Raw genomic sequence first — 22,486 nt, 5'->3', positions numbered from 1 at the left:
ACACTACCCCAACATGATCGGGATCCAAGCGCGGTGAACAACGACAACAAGAACTTCATCCTGTTCGCGGTCATCGCGGCGCTGATCCTGTTCGGCTGGCCGCTGCTGCAGAACCGCTTCTTTCCCACCGCCAACCCGCCGGTGACCAAGATCGTCGACGGCAAGTCGAAGGTCGTGCCCAATCCCGGCGCGGATCCCGCCGCCGATGGCGCCGCGGCGGTGCGCGACCGCAATACCGTGCTCGCCGAAACCCCACGCGTGCGTATCGACACGCCCAATTTGAAGGGTTCGATCAACCTGAAGGGCGCGCGCATCGATGACCTGGTGCTGGTCACCTACAAGGAAACCATCGACAAGAACTCGCCGCCGATCCGCCTGCTCTCACCATCGGGCAGCGCGGGCGCTTATTTCGCCGGCTTTGGCTGGCGCGATGACGGGCTGAAGCCGCCCGCACCGGACACGATCTGGAAGGCGACCGGCGATGTCCTGTCAATCGGCAAGCCAGTCACGCTCGACGCGGCCAATGCCAGCGGCCAGCGTTTCCGCATCCAGATCTCAGTCGATGACGGCTATATGTTCACGGTGCGCCAGACCGTCGCCAATGCCGGCGCCGGCCCGGTACCGGTCGCGGCTTACGGCCTGATCAACCGCATCGGCATCTTCCATGACCCCGACACCTGGACGGTGCAGATCGGCCCGATGTCGGCGCACAATGGCGGCGCGCATTACGACGTCAATTTCAGCGACGTCGATGCGGGTCCGCAAAAGTTCAACACCACCGGCGGCTGGCTTGGCTTCACCGATAAATATTGGCTGACCGCGCTTGTCCCCGATCAGGGCGTACCATTCGACGGCCAGTTCCGCCCCGGCCCCAACAAGGCCTATCAGGCTGACTATGCGGTCACCCCGCGCCTGCTCCAGCCGGGTGCGACGGTCACCCAGACCTCGCGTTTCTTCGCGGGCGCCAAGGAAGTGAAGCTGCTCGACCGCTACACCGACAAGGAAGGCATCGCGCTGTTCGATCACGGCATCGACTGGGGTTGGTTCCGCATCGTCGAAAAGCCGATCTTCTATTACCTCCACTGGCTGTTCCAGATGGTGGGCAATTTCGGTGTCGCGATCATCCTGCTGACGGTCACGATCCGCGGCCTGATGTTCCCGATCGCGCAGCGCCAGTTCGCCTCGATGGCGGCCATGCGCGCGCTGCAACCCAAGATGAAGGCACTGCAGGAACGCTACAAGGACGACAAGCCGAAGCAGCAGCAGGAGATCATGGCGCTGTACAAGACGGAGAAGGTCAATCCGCTTGCCGGCTGCCTGCCGACCTTCCTGCAGATTCCGATCTTCTACGCGCTGTACAAGGTGTTGCTGCTGACGATCGAAATGCGTCACCAGCCGTTCGTGCTGTGGATCAAGGATCTGTCGGCGCACGACCCGCTGACGCCGCTCAACCTGTTCGGCTGGCTCCCCTATACACCGCCGGCGTTCCTCGCGATCGGCATCATCCCGATCCTGCTCGGCATCTCGATGTACTTCCAGTTCAAGCTGAATCCGGCACCGATGGACGAGACCCAGAAGCAGGTCTTCGCGATCATGCCCTGGGTGCTGATGTTCGTGATGGCGCCATTCGCGGTCGGCCTGCAGGTCTACTGGATCACCTCGAACGTGCTGACGATCCTGCAGCAGAAGCTGCTTTATTCGCGGCATCCGGCGTTGAAGGAGGCCGCGGTCAAATGACCGAGGCCCCCGATTCCCCCGGCGCCGACTCTGCCGGTCCCGATCCGCTCGGCTTCACCCCCGAGTTGATCGAGCTGGCGCGGAAGACTTTTGCCGGACCGGTCGCGTTCCTGAAATCGGCCCCGACGCTCGCGTTCATTCCCGACGCGAGCGTGCCCGAAGTTGCCTTTGCGGGCCGCTCCAATGTCGGCAAATCGTCGCTGCTTAACGCGCTGACCGGGCGCAATTCGCTTGCCCGCACGTCGAACACGCCAGGGCGTACGCAGGAGTTGAACTTCTTCGATGTCGGCGAGCCGCTCGCTTTCCGTCTCGTCGACATGCCCGGCTATGGCTTTGCCAAGGCGCCGAAGGACATGGTCAAGAAGTGGCGCTTCCTGGTCAACGACTTCCTGCGTGGACGCCAGGAGCTGAAGCGTGCGCTGGTCCTGATCGACGCGCGCCACGGCATCAAGGATGTCGACCGCGAGATCATGGAAATGCTCGACAAGGCAGCGGTGAGCTATCGCCTGGTGCTGACCAAGGCCGACAAGATCAAGCCGACCGAACTTGCCGAGGTTGCCGCCCGTACCGCCGAGGAAGCGCGCAAGCGCCCGGCGGCACATCCCGACGTGCTGGAAACGTCGAGCGAGACGGGGTTGGGGATTCCCGAGTTGCGCGCGGCGGTGCTCGAGGCGATCGGCTGAGACTCAGGCGGCTCGCAGCCCAACCCGCGACACTTCCCCGGCGCAGACCGGGGGCCAGTTGGAAGACCGCCGGAAACTGCTGCTGCGGCCCGTTACCTCTATCATTCCAACTGCGCCCCGCCCTGCGCCGCGGAAGCACGTATTTCTTGTCGCCTCACCCATCCCTTCAATCCGCCGATTCCCTCTCGCGCTCCGGCAACATCCGTTGCATATCGCTACCCATAAATCTGGGAGAGACGCGATGACCATCACCACCGGCCTGCAACTGAGCTCGCTGATCACCCCCGAAGGCGAACTTCGCCTGTCGCTCGACGATGTGGCGATTCCTGCCCCACGTGCCGACCAGGTCGTGGTGCGGATCGAGGCATCGCCGCTCAACCCGTCCGACCTCGGCCTGCTGCTTGGCCCGGCGGACCTGTCGACGATCAAGGCCGGCGGAAGCGCTGACCGTCCGACCGTGACGGCCTCGGTCGCTCCGGCCATCCTGCCCTCGCTGCAAGCACGGCTGGGCGAAGCGATGGCTGTCGGCAATGAAGGCGCCGGTGTGGTGGTCGAGGCGGGTGACGACGCGAAGCACCTGATCGGCCGCACCGTCGCGCTGCTCGGTGGGTCGATGTATTCGCAATATCGCGTGGCACGGGCGAGCGATGCGCTCGTTCTGCCCGAAGGCACGACGCCGACTGAGGGCGCATCATGCTTCGTCAACCCGCTGACCGCCCTCGCCATGGTCGAGACGATGCGCATGGAGGGCCACACTGCGCTGGTTCACACCGCCGCCGCATCGAACCTCGGCCAGATGCTCAACCGCATCTGCATCGCCGACGGCGTACCGCTGGTGAACATCGTGCGCAGCGAAGCCCAGGCGAAGATTCTGACCGATCTCGGCGCCAAATATGTCGTCGACAGCACCGCGCCCGATTTCCGCGCCAAGCTGATCGACGCGCTGATGGAAACCGGTGCAACGCTCGCCTTCGACGCGGTCGGCGGCGGCCCCCTGGCAGGCCAGATCATCGCTGCGATGGAAGTCGCCGCGACGCGGAAAATGACCGATTACAGCCGCTACGGTTCGACCACGCACAAACAGGTCTATATCTATGGCGTGCTCGACCTGCGCCCGACCGAGATCGGCCGCAACACCGGCATGGCCTGGGGCATTGGCGGCTTCCTGCTGACCTATTTCCTGATGAAGGCCGGCCCCGAGGTCAGCCAGCGCATGCGCGCGCGTGTCGCCGCCGAACTGACAACGACCTTCGCCAGCCACTACACCTCGGAAATCTCGCTGGCCGAAGCGCTGCAACCCGATGTCATCGCCGCTTATGCGAAAAAGGCGACGGGCGAGAAGTTCCTGATCAACCCAAGCAAGGGACTCTGAGCGAGATTCAATCGCCGGTGACGAAGGTGTTGATGCGCCATCGTCCCCGGCTTTTGGACAGCAGGATGCGATAGCCGGCGAGATTTTGCAGCAGGTCGGTCCGGACATAACCGGCTTGCCGTTCATCGGTCTCCACCTTCGCCCATCTGCCAACCTCGGAGGGATGGCCAACGCTGCTGAGAATGTCCCAGCGAAGCATTTTCACCACCGGGGCATTGGGTCTGGGCATGCGGCGCAGATTGACGTTGGGGACAATTGGTATCCAGGTCGCGAAGCCGTCACGACCGGCGCCCGCGCGCGCGTAAAAATGGGGGATCGACGCCTTGTCCCTGTCCAGAGCGCAGCCCAGCGCAAGGACCTTGCCAAGCTCCGCCCAGATCGCCGACCGTTGCGGATTGCGATCGAGTTTCCAGGCCCGAATGAAATCGGCTTTTCCGGCACCGTCCCCGAAACTGAACAACACATCATCATTGATCAGATCCAGCAAAAGCCGGGCATCACGCTTGTCGTGCGCCGCATGAAGCTGCCTGAGCGTTGCGGCGAGCCCCGGATCACGCGCGCATTCGTCCTTCGGCGGCACTCGCTTCGCGGATACCGCGATCGGCCATGTGATGAGCGTTAGAGCCAGCAGGGCCGCGACGATTCGGATCATCATGCGAGCATGACATCGCGATGGACGATCGCAAGAATGTTCTCCCGAGCGACGGCGAAGGCGCATGGTTGCCGCCCACGCTCCGCCCGTCTATCCCCCTGCCCCATGCTCAAGCTCATCATCGGCAACAAAGCCTATTCCTCCTGGTCGCTGCGCGGCTGGCTCGCGTGCAAGCAGTCCGGACTGCCGTTCGAGGAGGTGGTGGTGCCCCTTTACGACGAGCAATGGGACAAGCGCCGTGAGGGTGACGAATTCGCGCCGTCATCGGGCAAGGTGCCGATCCTGTGGGACGGCGATGCGGTGGTGTGGGACAGCTTGGCGATCATCGAATATCTCGCCGAAAAGACCGAGCGCGCCAAATTCTGGCCCGAGGATGACGGCGCGCGCGCGATGGCACGGTCGATGTCGGCGGAAATGCATTCGAGCTTCACCGCGCTGCGCCGCAAGCACAGCATGAATGTCCGCCAGGTCTTCCCGCCCAAACGCCCTGACGACGATGTGCTGGCCGATCTCGGCCGGATCATGGAGCTCTGGGCACAGGCCCGTGCGCGCTTCGGCGGCGATGGTGAATTCCTGTTCGGACAGTTCGGCGCGGCCGACATCATGTTCGCGCCGGTCGTCACGCGTATCGTCACCTACAGCCTGCCCATCGCACGCTTTGCCACCGGTTATATGGATGCGGTGGTCCAGCACCCCTTCATGCAGGACTGGATCGCCGGCGCACAGGAAGAAGAATGGGTGATCGAGAAGTTCGAGGTGCCCACCAACGCGTGACCCCGGCAGCGCGAGATTTCATATCCACCGGCCAAGGCAGACAGCCCACCCTTGATGTCCGAACGGTTCAGCTCAGCGTCGTCACGCGGCGACATCGCCGGCACCGGGCCTTCTCCGCCGCCGCTGGTGTGCATCGATTGCCGCTATATCCGCAATCGGCCGAGCGGGATTGGCGAAGTGGTGCAGGCGCTGGTCGATCATGTCCCCGGGCTGGCACCTGAGTTGCGCTTCCTGTTGCTGAAGCATCCCGAGGCGCCTGCGCCGCTGTCGGACTCGCCCAATGTGATCGAGCGCACGATCGGTTTCGCGACCAATGGTCCCGCGACGATGTGGCTGATGTCGCAGCTGACCGATCTGAGCGCGGTCGATCTGTTCCATGGCCCATCCAACATCCAGCCGTTCGGGCTACGGATGCCCTGCATCACCACGGTGCATGACGTGATGTGGCTGAAGCATCCCGATTGGGCCGCGCGGCCGGGCTGGCGTGGTCACATCGACGGCGCGTTCTACCGCCACGGGATCCGCCGTGCGCTGCGGCGATCGGCGCGGATCGCAACGGTGAGCGATGCGACGCGCCGCGAGATCGCCACGATCGATCCGGCCGCGGCAGCGCGCACGGTCGTCACGCGATCCGGCGTCGCGGCCGATTTCCGGCGCCTGCCGGATCCTCAACCCTCATCTCCTGTCGTAGGGCTCAACGGACGGCGCTACATCCTGACGGTCGGGCAATTCGCGCCGTACAAGAACCATGTCGGGGCAATCAAAGCCTTTGCGGCGGCATTCGGCGACGATCCCGGAGTCGTGATGGTGATGGTGCAGCGCCAGGGCGATGGCGCGTCGACTCTGGCACCTCGCGCGGCGGCGCTCGGTGTGGCGGACCGCGTGTTGTTCATGCCGCATGTCGATCGGGAACAACTCATCGCGCTGTACAATGGCGCACTCGCGCTCTGCCATCCCTCCTTCTACGAAGGCTTCGGCAACCCCATTGCCGAGGCTGCGGCGTGCGGATGCCCGGTCGTGACCAGTAACCTGTCGGCAATGCCCGAAGTCGCCGCCGATGCCGCCTTGCTGATCGATCCATATGACAGCGCCGACATCGGCCGGGCACTGCGACGCATCGCGGACGATCCGGCCCTCGCCGAATCGCTGCGTCAGCATGGCCTGGCGCGCGCCGCCACCCTGTCCTGGTCGAGCTTCGCCGCCGCCAATGTGGCGCTTTATCGCGACGTGCTGGCGACGCAGCGGACGTCCCTCGCGAAAGGTTCGGGCGTCGGACTGCCGGATTTGACGTCGGTGCCGCTGGGCTAGCTTGTCGGCGTGCCGCCGGGGACCTTTACCAAAGCGCAATACCGCCGATGATACTGCAGCGCCATGCGCATCTCTACGATCACCAACTGGGCGTACGGCGCGACCGTCTGCTTCACGCTTGCGTCCGGCGGGGCATTCCTGCTGGCGTCGCAAGCGATGACGCGGGAGCGCGGGGCGATCTCTGCCGAACTGACCTATGACCGCCTCGTCGATGACCTGGATCTCGCCGCCGATCGGCTGAGCGGGGCGATGCAGCGTTTCGTCGCCACGCAGGATGAGCGCCATGCCCTCGCCTACACGCGCGAACTTCGTGAAACGCGCACGCGCGAGGGCGCGATCGAGAAGCTCGAAAAACTCGGCCTCGGCCCTAGCGAACGCACATTATTGAAGGAAGCCGATACGGCCGGCCGGGCGCTGCTCGCGTTTGACGCTCAGGCGCTGGAGGCGGGACGCAGCGGCGACTGGGCCGGCGCGCGGGCGATCGTGTTCGGTGTACCTTATCACGAGGCGCTGGACGGGCTCGACCGACCGCTCGCGCAATTCGAAATGCTGCTCGATGAACGCACCCATGCGGCAGTGGTGGAAGCGACGACGCAATCTGACCGCCTGCAACTGATCGCCAAGATCATGCTCGCCGCGACCGCCGCGCTGTTTCTCAGCGTGCTGTATTTCGTGATCAGCCGGCGCATCACCAAGCCGCTGATCCAGATGAGCGGGGTGGTTTCGCGACTGGCCGAGCAGGATTTTGCCGCCGATCTGCCCGACCATCGCCATTCGGACGAGATCGGCGAGATGACGCAAGCCATCCGCCAGTTCCGCCAGAACGGCATGGAGCGCGAGCAGTTCGAGGCCGAGCGCCAGCGCGACCAGACCGCGAAGGACAATTTGTCTCGCATGTTGCACCGCATGCAGGGTTGCGAGACCCCCGAGGAACTGGGTGAAGTGGTTGCCTGTTTCGCGCCGCAGATCTTTCCGCAACTCGCCGGTTCGCTGTTCGTGCACGACGAAACGCGCGGCCTGCTGATCGCGGCGAGCGACTGGCAGAACCCTGCGCTGACCGGCGGCAGCTTCGCCCCGTCGGAATGCTGGGGTCTGCGACGCGGCCATGCCCATATCAGCAGCGGTTCCGGACTCGACATCGCGTGTCAGCATTATCAGCGCAGCGGCGGCGCCGAGAGCGTCTGCGTGCCGTTGATGGCGCAGGGCGATATCGTCGGCCTGCTCTATCTCGAGGAACAGTCCGACGACCCGCAGCGCGATCGCGGCGCATCGCGTCACTATCTCGACCTGATGGCGGAGAATATCGGGCTGGCGCTGGCCAATATCCGCCTGCGCCTGACCTTGCGCGCGCTGGCGATCCGCGATCCGCTGACCGGATTGTACAATCGCCGCCATCTCGACGCGACGCTGCACCGCGAAGAAGAGCGCGCCCGCCTGTCCGGCGGCGCACTTGCCTGCGTGATGATGGACGTCGATCACTTCAAGCGCTTCAACGACAATTTCGGCCATGACGCGGGCGACGCGGTGCTCAAGCATGTCGCGCAGATCATCACGCGGCACAGCCCGGCCGGCGCATTGACCTATCGCTTCGGCGGCGAGGAATTCACCTTGCTGCTGCCCGGCACCGACGCCGCCCAGGCGATCGCGCTGGCCGAAGAAATCCGCATCGCGATCCGTGAAGTGACGCTGGCGCATCGCGGCCGCACGCTCGATCCGATCAGCGCGTCGTTCGGCGTGGCGGCGTTTCCCGCACTGGAGGCGACCGCAAGCTTGCTCCAGGCGGCCGATGCGGCCTTGCTCAGCGCCAAGCAGGATGGACGCGACCGGGTGGTGAATGCGAAGAACGCGGGGAAGAAAACGGCGGCATGACGTTTTCGCCTTGGGGAAGGTAATAATATCACACGTTGCATTCGCCATCGCGCGACGGCACCATTGTGTCATCAACGACTTCCCCAGGGACCCCTGCCATGATCAAGCCTCTTCTGCTCGTTGCGGCATCCGTGCTCGCTTTGTCGCCCGCCATCGCCCAGGATTCGGCGCAACCGGGCGCCGCTGAGGCCCGCACCACGGCGCCGGGCGGCGATATCCCGGCAAAGTTCAAGCCGCCGATGCCGAACGCGGATTACGACAAGCGCGAGATGATGATCCCGATGCGCGACGGGACCAGGCTCTACACCGTGATCGTCGTGCCCAAGGGGGCGACCAACGCCCCGATCGTGCTCACGCGCACGCCCTATAACGCCATGGGCCGGGCAAAACGGCTCGACAGCCCGAGCATGCTCTCGACCCTGCCGCTGGCCGATGAGGGCTTCGTCAAGGCGGGCTATATCCGCGTCTATCAGGACGTCCGCGGCAAATACGGGTCGGAGGGTGACTATGTCGTGACGCGCCCGGTGATCGGCCCGCTCAACAAGACCAAGGTCGATCATGTCACCGACGCATATGACACGATCGATTGGCTGGTGAACAAGACCAATCTGCCCGAATCCAATGGTAAGGTCGGCATGATCGGATCCTCATATGAAGGCTTCACCGTGGTCATGGCGTTGCTCGCGCCGCACCCCGCGCTGAAGGTCGCGGCGCCGGAAAGCCCGATGATCGATGGCTGGATGGGCGACGACTGGCTGCATTATGGCGCATTCCGCCTCGCCAACATCGCCTGGCTTGGTGGCCAGACCGGTTACAAGGGCGAAGGCAAGGCGCCACCGACCGGCGGCTATGACGATTACGACAATTTCCGCACCGTGGGTTCGGCCGGCGACTGGGCGAAGAAATCGGGCTATGATCAGCTACCTTTCTGGCAGCGCATGATCGCGCACCCGTCCTATGATGCATTCTGGCAGGGCCAGGCGCTCGACAAGATGCTGGCCGCCAATCCGTCCAACATACCGACCATCTGGGAACAGGGTCTGTGGGACCAGGAGGATATGTATGGCGCGATCACCGCATGGGAGGCGCTGAAGGCCAAGGGCAAGATCGGCAACAATCATCTCGTCATGGGACCCTGGCGACATAGCCAGATCAACCGCGAAGGTCGCTCGCTCGGCGTGTTTCAATGGGATGGCGACACTGCCGCGCAGTTCCGCGAGGACATGATGCTGCCGCTGTTCAACCAGTATCTGAAGGACGGCCCGCCAGTCACATTGCCCGCCGCAACGATCTACAACACCGGTGAAAACCATTGGGACCGGTTCACGACCTGGCCCTTGGCCTGCGAGCAGGGTTGTGCGGCGCCACTGACGCCAATCTATTTGCAGGATGATGGCGGTCTCGGCTTCGACAAGTCGGCAGCGGGCGGTGATTCCTACGTCTCCGACCCGGCAAAGCCAGTGCCGCATCTGCCGCGCCCGGTGAATTTCGGCGATGGGCGCTGGGGCGATTGGCTGGTCAGCGATCAACGCGGCGTCGATGGCCGGCCCGATGTCATGACGTACCAGACTCCGGTGCTGACCAGTGCGGTACGCGTCTCGGGCGCGCCGATCGCCGACATTTTCGCGAAAACGACCGGGACTGATGGCGATTTCGTGGTCAAGGTGATCGACGTCTATCCGGACGAAGTCGCCACGGATCAGAAGATGGGCGGATACCAGTTGCCGATCGCGCTCGACATCTTCCGTGGCCGCTACCGCGAGAGCTTCGAGAAACCCTCGGCAATCCCCGCGGGCAAGGTACAGCAATACAAGTTCCGGCTGCCGACGGTGAACCATGTGTTCCAGCCCGGCCACCGCATCATGATACAGGTGCAATCGAGCCTGTTCCCGCTCTACGACCGCAACCCGCAAGCTTATGTGCCGAACATCTTCCTCGCCAGGAAATCGGACTATCGCAAGGCGACGGTGACGATCGAACGCGGCGGCGCCACACCGAGCCGGGTGTGGCTGCCGGTGGTGCCGGTCGATCAGACCGCGGCGATGGTGAAGTGAGGCGCGCGGAGCCCGGTCGGGTTTAGCACCGGGCGCCTCGCATTAACTATCTGATATATAATCATATTACTCATTTTCTCGTGAACATGGCGGCGGGAGATATGTTACATTCCGGTGTAACATATCTCCCGCCGCCTGCCCCTTCAGCGCTGTCTGCCAGCCATGGCATCCGCGGCGATTCAACCGTCACACAGGATCGGGCAGGTCATCGTTTGCCGGATGGATTCATACCGGCGCGCTCTTTCTCAAATGTCGAAAACAGGATTGCCACCGCCTGATCAGAATGTGCTTCCGTCCTTGCGCGTGAAGGTACCGCCATTGGCAATGAACATGTCGATATCGGGATAATGGCAATCGCTCGCGTTGGGCCGGCCGACCGCGACGAACACGCAATCGGTATCGCTGCGGTTCTGCAGCACATGGCCATTGCCGTCGCCCTTCGGAAACGCCGCGCAGTCACCGGGGCGCATCGCATGCTCGCCATGGTCATCGACCAGCACCGCTTCGCCCGCGATCATCACGACGAATTCGTCCTCGCCCTCATGCCAGTGGCGCTGCGACGACCAGGCGCCGGGCTTGAGCACGACATGACTGACGCCATAGTCCGTCAGGCCGCTCGCCAGGCCGAGGCGGCGATACCAGCGCCCTTGCACCATATCGGCATAGGGCGGCGGATAACCCGTGCGATTGGTCTGCGGGATGGCGTCGAGATCGAGTTTGGGCATCGCATTTTCCCGTCATTCCCGCGAAAGGGGAATCGCGCTTCTTCTTTCGCGCGCGCCGCGGCAGAAGAAAAGTACGATCCCGCCCTTGCCGGGAAAACGGAGAATTTTGTGATCGATCCGGTAGAGCTGACCAAACAACTCATCGCCTGTGACAGCGTGACGCCCGCGCGCGGCAGCGTGTTCGACGTGCTGGAGGCCGCGCTGATCCCCTTGGGGTTCGACGTGGAGCGCTTCATCGCCGGCGAGGCACCCGACGGGCCGGTCGAGAATCTGCTTGCGATGCGGGGTTCGGGCGGCCGGCATTTCGCCTTTGCCGGGCATCTCGACGTCGTGCCGCCAGGCAGCGGCTGGACCAGCGGTGCGTTCGAGCCCGAGATTCGCGGCGGCCTGCTCCACGGGCGTGGCGCGGTCGATATGAAGGGCGCGATCGCCGCCTTTGTCGCGGCCATTCCCGCAGAGATCGACGGCACGATCAGCCTGGTGATCACCGGCGATGAGGAAGGTCCGGCAACCTATGGCACCGTCGCGATCATCGAACGCATGGCGGAACGCGGATTAAAACCGGACCTGTGCCTGGTCGGCGAGCCGACCAGCGTCAGCCGGCTCGGCGACATGATCAAGATCGGCCGGCGCGGATCGGTCAATATGTGGATCGAAGTGCCCGGCAAGCAGGGCCATGTCGCCTATCCCCATCTCGCCGACAATCCGATCCCGAAGCTGGTCGCGATCCTTGCCGAGATCGGCGCGATCGAGCTCGATCAGGGCAGCGAATGGTTTCAGCCATCCAACATCGAAGTGACCGATGTGACCGTCGGCAATCCCGCGACCAACGTCATTCCCGCCCATGCCTCGGCGCGGCTCAGCATCCGCTTCAACGACCTGCAACGCGGCGAAGATCTGGTCACACGGATCGGCCATATCGTCGCGACCCATGCGCCGGAAGGAAAGCTCATCGCGCGTATCTCGGGCGAAGCATTCCTGACCCTACCGGGGGATTTCTCGACCCTGATCGCCGATGCGATCGAGGCACGGAGCGGCATCCGCCCGGAACTGTCGACCACCGGCGGGACGTCCGATGCGCGTTTCCTGTCCAAACTCTGCCCGGTGGTGGAATTCGGCCTGCTCAATGCGACGATGCACAAGCTGGATGAAGCGGTGGCGGTCGAGGATCTGGTGGCGTTGAGCGGAATCTATGCCGAGATACTTCGGCGGGCACTGACTCGCTAGGGAAGGATCGAGATGACCGATGTCCGCATACGCCCGGTGACACGGGACGATTTCGCTGCCTGGCTACCACTCTGGGACGGCTATAACGCCTTTTATGGCCGGTCAGGACCAACGGCGCTCGCGGCCGAGATTACCCAGGCGACCTGGGAACGCTTCTTCGACGCCGAAGAGCCGGTCCATGCGCTGGTCGCAGAATCCGACGGACAGTTGCTCGGCCTGACGCATTATCTCTTCCACCGCAGCACCACGTCGATCGCCGACACCTGCTATCTGCAGGACCTGTTCACGACCGAGGCGGCGCGCGGCAAGGGCGTCGGTGGCGCATTGATCGCGGCGGTCCATGATCGCGCCCGGCTCGCCGGCGCCGCGCGGGTCTATTGGCAGACGCACAACGACAATGCGGTGGCCCGCCGGCTGTACGATCAGGTCGGCGAGAATAGCGGCTTCATCGTGTACCGGAAACTGGTCGACTAACCCGCCAGCGCGCGCCGCTCGTCGGTGCGCGACCAGGCGATGAACGCTTCTTCGTCCATCGGCAGCGCAATGGCATAGCCCTGGATCACGTCGCAGCCGATCACGCGCAGCACATCGGCCTGTGCCTGGGTCTCGATCCCCTCGCCCACCGCTTCGCAACCAAGCCCATGGATCAGGCCGATCACGGCATGGGCAATCGTGCGCGCCTCATTGCTGTCGGCAATCTGCTCGATCAGGCTGCGGTCGAGCTTGACCCGGTCGACCGGTAAATCGCGCAACCGCGCGAGATTGGAATAGCCGGTGCCGAAATCGTCGATCGAGATGGTTGCGCCATCGGCACGCAATTGCGCGATCGCCTCGACCACGTCGCCGCTGCAATGCATCGCCAGCGTCTCGGTGATCTCGAGTTCGAGCAGATGTGCCGGCGCGTTCGCTGCCTTCATCGCCGCGCGCAGCCGACGGAAGAACGCGGCGTGGTCAAGCTGGCGCGGCGAGATGTTGATCGCCAGGCGCTGCTCGATACCCATCTTGCCCCAGCGCGCGATCGTATCGGCAACCGTCGCGATGACCCATTCGCCGATCTCCACGATCAGCCCGGTTTCCTCGGCACGCTTGATGAAGGTGCCCGGCAACCTCAATCCGTCGCGGGGATGGCGCCAGCGGATCAAGGCTTCGGCGGCGACGATCCGGCCCCCCGGCAAGCTGATCTGCGGCTGGAAGACCAAAGTGAACTGGTTCTGGTCGATCGCCTCGCGCAAGTCGCTTTCAAGCTGCGCGCGGTCGGCGATTTCCTCGGCCAGCGCAGCACTGAAATATTCCACCCGGCCACGGCCATTGGCCTTGGCGTGGTACATGGCCGCATCGGCGGCACGCATCAGGTCGGTCAGGTTGACGCCATGCTCGGGCCGCATCGCGATACCAATCGATGCGCCGATCTCGACATCGGTGCCCGAAAGGTCGAATGGTTCGGCCAGGGCAAACAGGATGCCACGACCGATCCGCGCGGCGTCGGCGGGATCGCGCAAGTCGCGAAAGAACATGGTGAATTCATCGCCTGCCAGCCGGCCGATCAGCGGCTGGGTCGCTCCGGTCTCGCTCACCACCCGATCGGCGACAGCGCGCAGGCGGTTGGCGACCATGCCAAGCAGCATATCGCCCATCGCATGGCCCATCGTGTCATTGACCACCTTGAACCGGTCGAGATCGATGAAGAACAGCGCGGCATGAACCTCCTGCGGCATGTCGGCGAGCATCCGCTCGCAGGTGCGGCGGAAATTGGTGCGATTGGGCAGCGCGGTTACCGGGTCGAACATCGCCAGACGATGGACACTTTCCAGATTGCAACTCAACTGCTGAAACAGGCCGCGCATCGCACTGGCCAATTGTGGGACATTTTCAGCGATTTCCGCAGGGATTTCGCCATCGAGATCGCCATGAGCCGCGCGCGTCAGCCGCGCGATGGCGGAATCGATTGCTGATGCCGTGGCCGATATCGCCCGCTCCGCCGATGCCCAGCACATTACCGCGCAGACTATCGCCGGGATCAGCGCGCGTGCGACATTGCCGATATCGATCGTGCCATTGGATGTCGCGACGAGCGCGAGAATGAACGCGACCGCGCCGGCGCACATCGCAAACGCGATGGCGCGACTCTTCAGCGATACGCCCTCCATCGCGATTACGGGTCCCCTGCCGTATCAATCCGGCCATTCCGGTCCAAAAACGAACATTGGACGCGAGAGGTTAATTTTTTCTGGTGGTACCCGGCCCCGGCGCCGCTTTTCGCAGGACGATATAGAGCGCGCCGGTGCCGCCATGGCGCGGATGCGCACCGCGTACGGCAGCGATCGACGACGAATGCCGCGACCCCGCCAGCCAGTCGCCGATCGCCGCCCGGATCGCACCGCGCGCATGGGGCCGCTCGCTTTCGGGACGCGGTGGCTTGCCGGTGACGAGCAGGATTACCCGGGCACCATCGCGGATCGCCCGGTCGAGCGCGGTATCGAGCGTGGCATAGGCGGTGGACAGATTATGGCCGTGCAGATCGATCGTGCGATCGGGCGAAATCACCCCGCGCGACAGCTGACGGTCCCAACTGCCATCGAGCGTGGCATGCTCCTTGTTCACTTCCTTCCGGGGAAGAGGCTTGGCAGGCGGCATTTGCGGTTGCGGGAGCGGAAGGGTTTTCCGGATCTTCGGCAGCTTGGCTGGTGGTGGCGGCGCGGTTCTGGGCTTGGGGCCCTTCTCAGCACCTGCTCCCGCAACGGCGAGAGCAGGTTTCGGCTTCACCACGCGCATCGGCCGGACGGTTTCGAGCACTCGCGCCCACAGCGCGGCCTCGTCGGGGGTTAGAGGCCGATCCACCACCTCAACGGACCGTCGCTGCCTTCTCCGCCGAAAGGCGGTCGAGCGTGCCAATCGGCAGCAACAGGAAAGCGGAGCCCCGCGCACTCATGCCGCCTGCGGTCGCGCGCGCATTGCTGCCCGCGCCCCAGAAAGTGTCGATCCGATTGGCGCCCCGGATCGCGCCTCCGGTGTCCTGCGCCACCCACAGACCAGTCGCGTCGGTACGGTCGGCCGAGAGGAACACGGGGGCGCCCAGCGGGATGAACTTGGGATCAGCCGCCGCACTGACTTGCCCGGTCACCGCCAGGCCAAGTGCGCCGAGCGGCGGACCATTCTGTTCGCGGAAGAACACGAAGCTCTTGTTCTCGCGCATGATGTCCCGGCCTTGCACGGGATTGTCATGCAGCCACGCGACGATGCCCTGCATCGATGTCTGGCCGGGCTTGAGCAGGCCGCGTTCCTTCATCAGCGCGCCGATGCCGGTATAGGTACGCCCATTCTGGGTATCATAGCCGATCCGCATGATCGAACCGTCAGGCAGTTTCAGGCGCCCCGACCCCTGGATCTGCAGGAAGAAGATTTCCACCGGGTCGGCGGCCCAGGCGATGATCGGCGCACGGCCAGTCAGCGCACCTTCCTCGATCTGCTTGCGGTCGAAATAGGGCACCAGGGCATTGCGATCGATCCGTCCACGGATCTTCTTGCCCTTCAGGTCATCGCTGAACTGCCCGAGATCCGCTTCGATCAAGTCGCTGGGCCGGCCATAGATGGGTACTTCATAACCGCCGCGCCGGTCGCGCGACCCGGCGATCTCCGGTTCGTAATAGCCGGTCGCAAACGCGCGGCCGTCGCCAACCTGAACGCTTTCGAACCATTGCGCGAAAAATGCCCGCGCGTCGCCACCACGCGCTGCGGCGGCCGCACTGCATGCCGGCTGCCAATCGGTACCGCGCGTCAGGCCGGACGTGTCGGCGCGCCTGACCAGCGAGGGGCAACTCAGGCGAAATGCGGCGAGCGCGCGCGTCGCCTGCGCATCGGTGATCGGCAGCGAATAGACTGGCGGACCTGCCACCACGCCGGCGGCGGCGGCAGTCGCCGCGCCGGTCGGCGGCACCACAACAGTCGGCGCGATCGGCCTGGCCGCGACCGGCTTGCGCACCGGCGGCTCATAGGATGACGGATTGGACGGGTGCGGTACCACGCCACCGCCGCACGCGCCCAGCATCAGTGCCAGCGCGACCACCCCCCAGCGGCGCATACCCATTCCTCCGGTCAAAAAACGTCAGGCTTCGTCGGTGTCGGCGAGCTTCCAGTTCGGATCGCTGCTCTTCAGCGTCCGGGCGAAGGTCCACACATCATGCGTCTCAACCGCGTCACTCATCGATCCGGCGACGAGATTGCCCTCGGCATCGCGCGTCACCGCGGCGATATCGGCATCGAAGCGCACCGTGATTCGGGCATTGCGGCCATCAAGCGCAGCATCGGCGATGATCGCACGCTCGATCGATACGAGCCGATTGTCGAGCACATGCCCCGCCTCACTGCGCGCTGTGATCGCGTCAACAAAGGCCTGCTTCACGTCATCCTCGACCAGCCAGTCGAGCGATTCCTCGTCGCCCTTCCAATAGGCCTCCAGGATCATGCGATAGGCGCTCTGCGCACCTTCGACGAACTGGCCGACATCGAAGCTCGGCTCCGCATGAACGATCGCGCGCAGGCCGGCTTCGGCCTTGGGGTCGATATTGCGATTGACCAGCTCACGGGGTTCGGGCGCAGCCTCGATCGGGCGCGGCAGTGTGGTGATCGGCGCACGGTCCTCGGCCGGCTTGGGCAAAGGCTGCTCATGGCCCGTCCGTTTGCCCAGAACCATGTACAGGCGCAGCGCCAGAAAACCGGCCACCATCGCGAGAAGAACAACGTAAAACACCCAAGTCTCCGATATTCGGCTAATGATCTACATAGGCGCAACGCGCGAATGTTTCAAATGATGCGCGTGCGGCAGCGATAAGCACATATCGCCCCCGTTGAACAACCCGTCGCCCCCTGCTAGTCGCGCCCGACTGGCACGCGGCGATAGGGTATCGGACGCGGAGGCCAAATTCTTTACGGATACAAGAGGATCGAGTTTCGATGGACGAACAGGACAAGGGTGCGAACGGCGGCGAGCCTTATGCCAATGGTGAGGACACCGCGCCCGCGATCGGCCTTATTTCACAATATGTGAAAGACCTGTCGTTCGAGAATCCGAACGCGCCGGCCGTCTATCAGAACCCGGCCCAGCCGCAGATCGACGTCCAGTTCAACATCGGATCGGGCCAGGTCGGCGACGATGTGCATGAAGTCGTGCTGCGCATCGACGTCCGCGCCGAAGCCGATGGCCAGGTCGCGTTCATTGCCGAGCTGGCTTATGCCGGCCTCTTCGGCATCCGCAACGTGCCGGCCGAGCATATCCAGCCCTTCCTGCTCGGCGAAGCGCCGCGCCTGATCTTCCCCTTCGCGCGCCGCGTGCTCGCCGACGCGATCCGCGACGGTGGCTTCCCGCCGCTGCTGCTCGAGCCGATCGACTTCGCCGCGCTGTACCAGCAGCAGGCGCTCGCCGAGGGCCAGCCCGCGGTCACCACCGGGGAAACCGGCACGGCCTGATCGGCCGGCACGGGAACGACTGACATGAACCTTACCCGTGCACTCGGATCGGTCGGCGGGCTGACGCTGGCCAGCCGGGTGCTCGGGCTGGTCCGCGACTCGCTGTTCGCGCGCTTCATCGGCGCGAGCTTTGCGTCGGATGCATTCCTGATCGCCTTCCGCCTGCCCAACATGTTCCGCGCCCTCTTCGCCGAGGGCGCGTTTTCCGCCGCGTTCATCCCGATGTTCAACCGCAAGATGGCGGAGGATGAGGAGGGCAGCCTGGTCAAGGGCGTGTCCTTTGCCGAGGACGCACTGTCGGTGCTGCTCCCGATCCTGATCGTCATGACGATCGTGATGGAGCTCGCCGCCTACCCCGTCACCTGGGCCCTGTCGGGCGGCTTCAACGGCGTTTCGCCGGCCGAATTCGAGTTCGCGGTCGAATTGTCGCGGATCACCTTTCCCTATCTGCTGCTGATCAGCCTCGTCTCGCTGCTTGGCGGCATCCTCAATTCGCTGCACAAATTCTGGGTCAATGCCGCGGCACCGATCCTGCTCAACGCGACGCTGATCGCGGCTTTGCTGTTCTTCCATGCGAACGATCCGCTCGGCACCGCGCGCAATCAGGCGATCGCGGTCACCGTCTCGGGCGCGCTGCAATTGCTCTGGCTGGTGCTGGCGTGCCGTTCGAGCGGGGTGAAGCTGCGCCTGAGGCTGCCGCGCCTCAACCCAGATGTGAAGAAGCTGCTGTCGCTGATCTGGCCCGCCGCCGCCGGGGCGGGCGCGGTGCAGATCAACCTCGTCATCTCGACGGCGCTCGCCGCCAGCCTGCTGCCGGAAGGGTCAGTCTCGTACATCTATTATGCCGACCGGCTGAATCAGCTGCCGCTTGGTCTGATCGGCATCGGGCTCGGCACCGTGTTGCTGCCGACCATCTCGCGCCAGCTCGGCAAGGGTCTCGAGACCGAGGCGATGGAAACGCAGAATCGCGGCATGGAGCTGGCGCTGTTCTTCACCCTGCCCGCAACGGTCGCACTGATCGTGTGCGGCGTGCCGATCATTTCGGCGTTGTTCCAGCACGGCAAATTTACCAGCGCCGACACGCTGGCCACCGCCGGCGCACTCGCCGCTTTCTCGGTCGGCCTGCCCGCCTATATCCTGGTCAAGGTGCTGACCCCCGGCTTCTATGCCCGCTCCGACACCAAGACGCCGGTGCGCTTTGCGACCATCTCGATCGCCATCAACCTGATCCTCAACCTCGCCTTCATCGTGCCGCTCAAGCATCTCGGCCCCCCTCTCGCCACCGCGCTGGCGAGCTGCGTCAATGTCGTGCTGCTCTATCTGACACTGAAGAAGCGCGGGCATTTCATCGCCGACCTGCGGCTGCGCCACCGCGCGGTCCGGCTGCTTGGCGCGGCGCTGATCATGGGCGTGGCGATGTATTTCCTCGACGATCTGTTCACGCCCTACACCACGGGCGCGAGCCTGACGCGCTGGGTGGCCATGTTCATACTGGTCGGCACCGGCGGGCTGGTCTACGCGGTCGCCTGCTTCCTATTGCGCGCCTATCGCCTCGCCGATCTGCGCGCCTTGCTGCGTCGTACTCCTGTTTGATCTGAAAGTAGTCCCAATGCGCGTCGTCTCCGGCATCCAGCCCACTGGCAATCTCCATCTCGGCAACTATCTCGGCGCGATCAAGCAATGGGTGGCGATGCAGGATGCGATGGGGCCGGGCGAAGACAGCCTGTTCTTCCTGGCGGACCTCCACGCGCTGACCGGGGCGATCGATCCGAAGGAACTCAACTCGAACACGATCGAGATGGCCGCGACTTTGCTCGCCGCCGGCATCGATCCCGACCGTGCGATCCTGTTCAACCAGGCGCGGGTGCGCGAGCATAGCGAGCTCGCCTGGATCCTGGGCGGCACCGCGCGCACCGGCTGGTTGAACCGCATGACGCAGTGGAAGGACAAGGCGGGCAAGAACCGCGAGGGCGCGAGCGTCGGTCTCTACACCTATCCAGTGCTGCAGGCGGCGGATGTGCTGCTCTATAAGGCGACGCATGTGCCGGTCGGCGACGACCAGAAGCAGCATCTCGAACTCGCGCGCGATATCGCGGCCAAGTTCAACCAGGATTTCGGCGTCGAGCTGTTTCCCCTGCCCGACCCGCTGATCTCGGCGGCCGCGCCGCGTATCATGTCGTTGCGCGACGGATCGGCGAAGATGTCCAAGTCCGACCCGTCGGATGGTTCGCGCATCAACCTGATCGATAGCGACGATACGATCGTGCAGAAGCTGAAAAAGGCCAAGTCGGACGGCGACCTGCTGCCCGACAGCTTCGCCGGCCTGGCCGAGCGGCCCGAGGCGAAGAATCTGGTGACGATCTATGCGGCGCTGTCGAGCGAAGCGCCGGATGCCGTGATGACCGAGTTCGCCGGCAAGGGTTTCGGCGCGTTCAAGCCGGCACTTGCCGATCTGGCGGTGGCGACGCTTGGGCCGATCCGCGACCGGCTGACGCGGCTGCTCGACGATCGCGGCGCGGTGGCCGAAGCGCTCACCAAGGGCGCTGCCCGCGCAACCGCGCTCGCCGCGCCGACCCTGGCCGAAGCGCAGCGTGCGGTTGGGCTGAACGTCTGAGCTACTCCCGGCCGGGACGTGAGTGTCGTATTCGTCATGTGAAAGAGCGGAGCGGCGCTTGATGAGGCCGTCTCCGATGGTGCTAACGCTTCGGCCGGCGGGGTTGAATCGGCGGAATCGTTTCCCTCCGGGTCCCCGGCCTGTCCGCGCACCGCTTTGATCACCCTGAATTCCCGCAGCGTCGGGAATTGCTGCGGGACAATGCCTTTTCGAGCGTGCTGCGGGAATCTGCGGGAATTTCTGCGGGAATTCTGTTGGAGCCACACGGGAATTTTGCGCCGCGCTTGCGGGAAAATCGGGAATGGGTCGGGAAGGGAGTCATGGTCGGCTCGATACCGGGGGCCGCTCGATTCAAATGGTCGGTCAATGGACTTACCTCCGTGACGCGCGGCAGAGGCGCTGGAGTCCAGTCATGACGACGACGGAAAATGATGTGAATCGAGAAACCGCGGCACGTCTGGCGCGACGAAGCGCAGACGGTATTCTTCTGACCGAACGACCTTCCGCGCCCGGCCCCTAGCCCTCCAGCTCCCGCAGCAGCATTCGCACCGCGCCGTCGATCTCGCGATCGGTGTCGCGCAGCGATTCGATCCGGCGCACCGCATGGATCACGGTCGAATGGTCGCGGCCACCGAACTTGCGGCCGATCTCGGGCAGCGAGCGTGTGGTGAGGCGCTTGGCCAGATACATGGCGATCTGGCGCGGACGCGCGACGACGACGGCGCGGCGGGCCGAAACCAGGTCGACCGGCTTCAGTTCGAAATGCGCCGATACCGCCTTCTGGATCTCGTCGATCGTCACACGGCGCTCAGCGCCACGCAGCACGTCGCCAAGTGTCGCGACCGCGAAATCGAGGTCAATCGCTTCGCCGGTGAGCTGCGCATAAGCGATCAGCCGGTTGAGCGAGCCTTCGAGGTCGCGGATGTTCGCGGTGATCCGCGACGCGAGCAGATCGAGTACCTCGACCGGCACGCTGGCATCAGGGAGATCAGCGAGCTTGCGGTCCAATACCGCGCGGCGCAGCGCCAGATCAGGCGTCTTGATGTCGGCGACCAGGCCGACCGACAGCCGCGAGGTGATCCGCGCTTCGACCCCATCAAGTCCTTGCGGGCAGCGATCCGCGCTGATCACCAGCCGATGCCCGGCACCCATCACTTCATTGATGGTGTGGAAGAATTCTTCCTGCGTGGCGTCCTTGCCGGCGATGAACTGCAAATCGTCGATCATCAGCATGTCGGCGGCACGCAGCCGCGTCTTGAATGCGTGGGTATCCTTGGCGCGCATCGCCGAGACGAATTCGAACATGAAGCGCTCGGCCGACATCAGGATGACCGAAGCCTCGGGACATGCAGCGAGAAAGGCATGGCCGATCGCGTGCATCAGATGGGTCTTGCCCTGCCCCGTACCGCCATGAAGAAACAGCGGGCTGAAGCGCGGCTTGCCAGGCTCGGCCAGCGCCCGGGCGGCATTGAACGCGACCATGTTCGATGCATCGACCACGAAACGGTCGAAGGTGAAGCGCGAATCGAGCGCAGGACGCGCCGACGGCACGACAGGCCGGGCGACGGGCGCGATCGATGTCTCGACTGTCAGGACCGCAGGCGCCAGGGTAGCGGCGCGTGTCTCGATCGACACCTTGCGCACATCGGGCAGAATCGCGCGGAATTCGGCGATCAGACGGTCGGCATAATGATTGCGGACCCAATTGGTCATGAAGGCGGACGGCAGCGCGAGGCGAATCGTATCGCTCTCGTCGCTCTCAATCAGTTCGATCGGTTTCAGCCACTGGTCGAACAGGCGCACCCCCGCCGATTCGCGCAAATGACCACGCACGGTTGCCCATGCCTTCGCACTGTCATTCTGATGTCCGGGCCGATTGGCCGACCCGTTATCCATCCCCGTCACACACTACCCCCTCCGCGCGATGCTGGATTCTGGCCCCCGCATCGCTAGATTTCGATCGGCAAAAGCATTGCGCAGGCGGAATCGAGGTCCGCTTTCGGCAAAG

The 22,486-nt window shown here is 64.2% G+C and carries 19 protein-coding genes; 12 read left to right on the top strand and 7 right to left on the bottom strand.

Going from position 1 to position 22,486, the window contains the following annotated elements; all coding sequences use genetic code 11:
- The first annotated feature begins 33 nt into the window (after positions 1-33).
- The 3 genes from yidC (at position 34) to OO12_RS18830 (ending at position 3,792) form a co-directional block, all read left to right on the top strand.
- Positions 34-1,737 carry a membrane protein insertase YidC gene (yidC, locus tag OO12_RS18840; protein ID WP_034160256.1) on the top strand — a complete coding sequence of 568 codons (1,704 nt, stop codon included), beginning with the start codon at positions 34-36 and terminating at the stop codon, positions 1,735-1,737.
- The gene (yihA, locus tag OO12_RS18835) at positions 1,734-2,420 is read left to right on the top strand and encodes a ribosome biogenesis GTP-binding protein YihA/YsxC (protein ID WP_052216050.1); all 687 of its coding nucleotides are present in this window, start codon (positions 1,734-1,736) and stop codon (positions 2,418-2,420) included. Before yidC ends, yihA begins: the two co-directional genes overlap by 4 nt.
- Positions 2,421-2,661: 241 nt before the next feature.
- The gene (locus tag OO12_RS18830) at positions 2,662-3,792 is read left to right on the top strand and encodes a zinc-binding dehydrogenase (protein WP_034160255.1); all 1,131 of its coding nucleotides are present in this window, start codon (positions 2,662-2,664) and stop codon (positions 3,790-3,792) included.
- 7 nt (positions 3,793-3,799) lie between these two features.
- On the opposite strand, the gene OO12_RS18825 is transcribed toward OO12_RS18830, so the two are convergent.
- Entirely contained in the window at positions 3,800-4,447 is a 648-nt protein-coding gene (locus tag OO12_RS18825) for a hypothetical protein (protein ID WP_034160254.1), read from the bottom strand.
- Positions 4,448-4,549: 102 nt separating this feature from the next.
- Between OO12_RS18825 and OO12_RS18820 the strand changes: the two genes are divergently transcribed.
- The 4 genes from OO12_RS18820 (at position 4,550) to OO12_RS18805 (ending at position 10,449) form a co-directional block, all read left to right on the top strand.
- Entirely contained in the window at positions 4,550-5,218 is a 669-nt protein-coding gene (locus OO12_RS18820) for a glutathione S-transferase family protein (protein ID WP_034160253.1), read from the top strand.
- Positions 5,219-5,272: 54 nt separating this feature from the next.
- Positions 5,273-6,526, top strand: coding sequence for a glycosyltransferase family 4 protein (locus OO12_RS27070; RefSeq protein ID WP_052216049.1), 1,254 nt, complete (start codon positions 5,273-5,275; stop codon positions 6,524-6,526).
- 63 nt (positions 6,527-6,589) lie between these two features.
- Positions 6,590-8,395 (top strand): diguanylate cyclase, encoded by a 1,806-nt coding sequence (locus OO12_RS18810; protein WP_034160252.1) that lies wholly within the window; start codon positions 6,590-6,592, stop codon positions 8,393-8,395.
- 98 nt (positions 8,396-8,493) lie between these two features.
- Positions 8,494-10,449 carry a CocE/NonD family hydrolase gene (locus OO12_RS18805; protein WP_152616520.1) on the top strand — a complete coding sequence of 652 codons (1,956 nt, stop codon included), beginning with the start codon at positions 8,494-8,496 and terminating at the stop codon, positions 10,447-10,449.
- A gap of 278 nt (positions 10,450-10,727) precedes the next feature.
- On the opposite strand, the gene OO12_RS18800 is transcribed toward OO12_RS18805, so the two are convergent.
- Positions 10,728-11,174: a cupin domain-containing protein gene (locus OO12_RS18800; RefSeq protein WP_034160251.1), complete on the bottom strand. Its 447-nt coding sequence runs from the start codon at positions 11,172-11,174 to the stop codon at positions 10,728-10,730.
- A 108-nt stretch (positions 11,175-11,282) separates the two neighbouring features.
- Between OO12_RS18800 and dapE the strand changes: the two genes are divergently transcribed.
- Both dapE and OO12_RS18790 read left to right on the top strand, forming a co-directional pair.
- Positions 11,283-12,401, top strand: a complete 1,119-nt coding sequence (gene dapE, locus OO12_RS18795; protein ID WP_034160250.1) for a succinyl-diaminopimelate desuccinylase — start codon at positions 11,283-11,285, stop codon at positions 12,399-12,401.
- A gap of 12 nt (positions 12,402-12,413) precedes the next feature.
- On the top strand, positions 12,414-12,875 hold the full coding sequence (locus OO12_RS18790; protein ID WP_034160249.1) for a GNAT family N-acetyltransferase: 462 nt from the start codon (positions 12,414-12,416) through the stop codon (positions 12,873-12,875).
- Here OO12_RS18790 and OO12_RS18785 read toward each other — a convergent pair.
- The 4 genes from OO12_RS18785 to OO12_RS18770 form a co-directional block, all read right to left on the bottom strand.
- Positions 12,872-14,548 carry a putative bifunctional diguanylate cyclase/phosphodiesterase gene (locus OO12_RS18785; protein WP_034160248.1) on the bottom strand — a complete coding sequence of 559 codons (1,677 nt, stop codon included), beginning with the start codon at positions 14,546-14,548 and terminating at the stop codon, positions 12,872-12,874. The two genes, OO12_RS18790 and OO12_RS18785, sit on opposite strands and share 4 nt — an antisense overlap.
- A 70-nt stretch (positions 14,549-14,618) precedes the next feature.
- The gene (locus OO12_RS18780) at positions 14,619-15,242 is read right to left on the bottom strand and encodes a Smr/MutS family protein (RefSeq protein ID WP_034160247.1); all 624 of its coding nucleotides are present in this window, start codon (positions 15,240-15,242) and stop codon (positions 14,619-14,621) included.
- Position 15,243: 1 nt separating this feature from the next.
- A complete protein-coding gene (mltA, locus tag OO12_RS18775) occupies positions 15,244-16,479 on the bottom strand; it encodes a murein transglycosylase A (protein ID WP_152616519.1) in 1,236 nt (411 codons plus the stop codon).
- A gap of 24 nt (positions 16,480-16,503) precedes the next feature.
- Positions 16,504-17,148, bottom strand: a complete 645-nt coding sequence (locus OO12_RS18770; RefSeq protein WP_034160246.1) for a Tim44/TimA family putative adaptor protein — start codon at positions 17,146-17,148, stop codon at positions 16,504-16,506.
- Positions 17,149-17,351: 203 nt separating this feature from the next.
- On the opposite strand from OO12_RS18770, the gene secB reads away from it, so the two are divergent.
- From secB to trpS, 3 genes are read left to right on the top strand one after another with little or no spacing between them, the layout of a single operon-like run.
- Entirely contained in the window at positions 17,352-17,864 is a 513-nt protein-coding gene (gene secB, locus OO12_RS18765) for a protein-export chaperone SecB (RefSeq protein ID WP_034160245.1), read from the top strand.
- 24 nt (positions 17,865-17,888) lie between these two features.
- The gene (murJ, locus tag OO12_RS18760) at positions 17,889-19,457 is read left to right on the top strand and encodes a murein biosynthesis integral membrane protein MurJ (protein WP_034160244.1); all 1,569 of its coding nucleotides are present in this window, start codon (positions 17,889-17,891) and stop codon (positions 19,455-19,457) included.
- 16 nt (positions 19,458-19,473) lie between these two features.
- Positions 19,474-20,478, top strand: coding sequence for a tryptophan--tRNA ligase (gene trpS / locus OO12_RS18755; protein WP_034160243.1), 1,005 nt, complete (start codon positions 19,474-19,476; stop codon positions 20,476-20,478).
- Positions 20,479-20,994: 516 nt separating this feature from the next.
- Here trpS and dnaA read toward each other — a convergent pair.
- Positions 20,995-22,374: a chromosomal replication initiator protein DnaA gene (dnaA, locus tag OO12_RS18750; RefSeq protein ID WP_034160242.1), complete on the bottom strand. Its 1,380-nt coding sequence runs from the start codon at positions 22,372-22,374 to the stop codon at positions 20,995-20,997.
- Between the last annotated feature and the right edge of the window lie 112 nt (positions 22,375-22,486).

The organism is Sphingomonas sp. ERG5, assembly GCF_000803065.1.
Classification (GTDB): Bacteria; Pseudomonadota; Alphaproteobacteria; order Sphingomonadales; family Sphingomonadaceae; genus Sphingomonas.
The sequence above is the reverse complement of the archived record's forward strand: the minus strand, read 5'-3'. Positions and strand labels throughout refer to the sequence as shown.

What these genes read in the sequence shown, in the direction of transcription:
- yihA (WP_052216050.1), top strand. Translation starts at nt 1,734, where the DNA reads ATGACCGAGGCCCCCGATTCCCCCGGCGCCGACTCTGCCGGTCCCGAT.
- OO12_RS18830 (WP_034160255.1), top strand. Translation starts at nt 2,662, where the DNA reads ATGACCATCACCACCGGCCTGCAACTGAGCTCGCTGATCACCCCCGAA.
- OO12_RS18825 (WP_034160254.1), bottom strand. Translation starts at nt 4,447, where the DNA reads ATGATGATCCGAATCGTCGCGGCCCTGCTGGCTCTAACGCTCATCACA.
- OO12_RS18820 (WP_034160253.1), top strand. Translation starts at nt 4,550, where the DNA reads ATGCTCAAGCTCATCATCGGCAACAAAGCCTATTCCTCCTGGTCGCTG.
- OO12_RS27070 (WP_052216049.1), top strand. Translation starts at nt 5,273, where the DNA reads ATGTCCGAACGGTTCAGCTCAGCGTCGTCACGCGGCGACATCGCCGGC.
- OO12_RS18810 (WP_034160252.1), top strand. Translation starts at nt 6,590, where the DNA reads ATGCGCATCTCTACGATCACCAACTGGGCGTACGGCGCGACCGTCTGC.
- OO12_RS18805 (WP_152616520.1), top strand. Translation starts at nt 8,494, where the DNA reads ATGATCAAGCCTCTTCTGCTCGTTGCGGCATCCGTGCTCGCTTTGTCG.
- OO12_RS18800 (WP_034160251.1), bottom strand. Translation starts at nt 11,174, where the DNA reads ATGCCCAAACTCGATCTCGACGCCATCCCGCAGACCAATCGCACGGGT.
- OO12_RS18790 (WP_034160249.1), top strand. Translation starts at nt 12,414, where the DNA reads ATGACCGATGTCCGCATACGCCCGGTGACACGGGACGATTTCGCTGCC.
- OO12_RS18785 (WP_034160248.1), bottom strand. Translation starts at nt 14,548, where the DNA reads ATGGAGGGCGTATCGCTGAAGAGTCGCGCCATCGCGTTTGCGATGTGC.
- mltA (WP_152616519.1), bottom strand. Translation starts at nt 16,479, where the DNA reads ATGCGCCGCTGGGGGGTGGTCGCGCTGGCACTGATGCTGGGCGCGTGC.
- secB (WP_034160245.1), top strand. Translation starts at nt 17,352, where the DNA reads ATGGACGAACAGGACAAGGGTGCGAACGGCGGCGAGCCTTATGCCAAT.
- murJ (WP_034160244.1), top strand. Translation starts at nt 17,889, where the DNA reads ATGAACCTTACCCGTGCACTCGGATCGGTCGGCGGGCTGACGCTGGCC.
- trpS (WP_034160243.1), top strand. Translation starts at nt 19,474, where the DNA reads ATGCGCGTCGTCTCCGGCATCCAGCCCACTGGCAATCTCCATCTCGGC.
- dnaA (WP_034160242.1), bottom strand. Translation starts at nt 22,374, where the DNA reads ATGGATAACGGGTCGGCCAATCGGCCCGGACATCAGAATGACAGTGCG.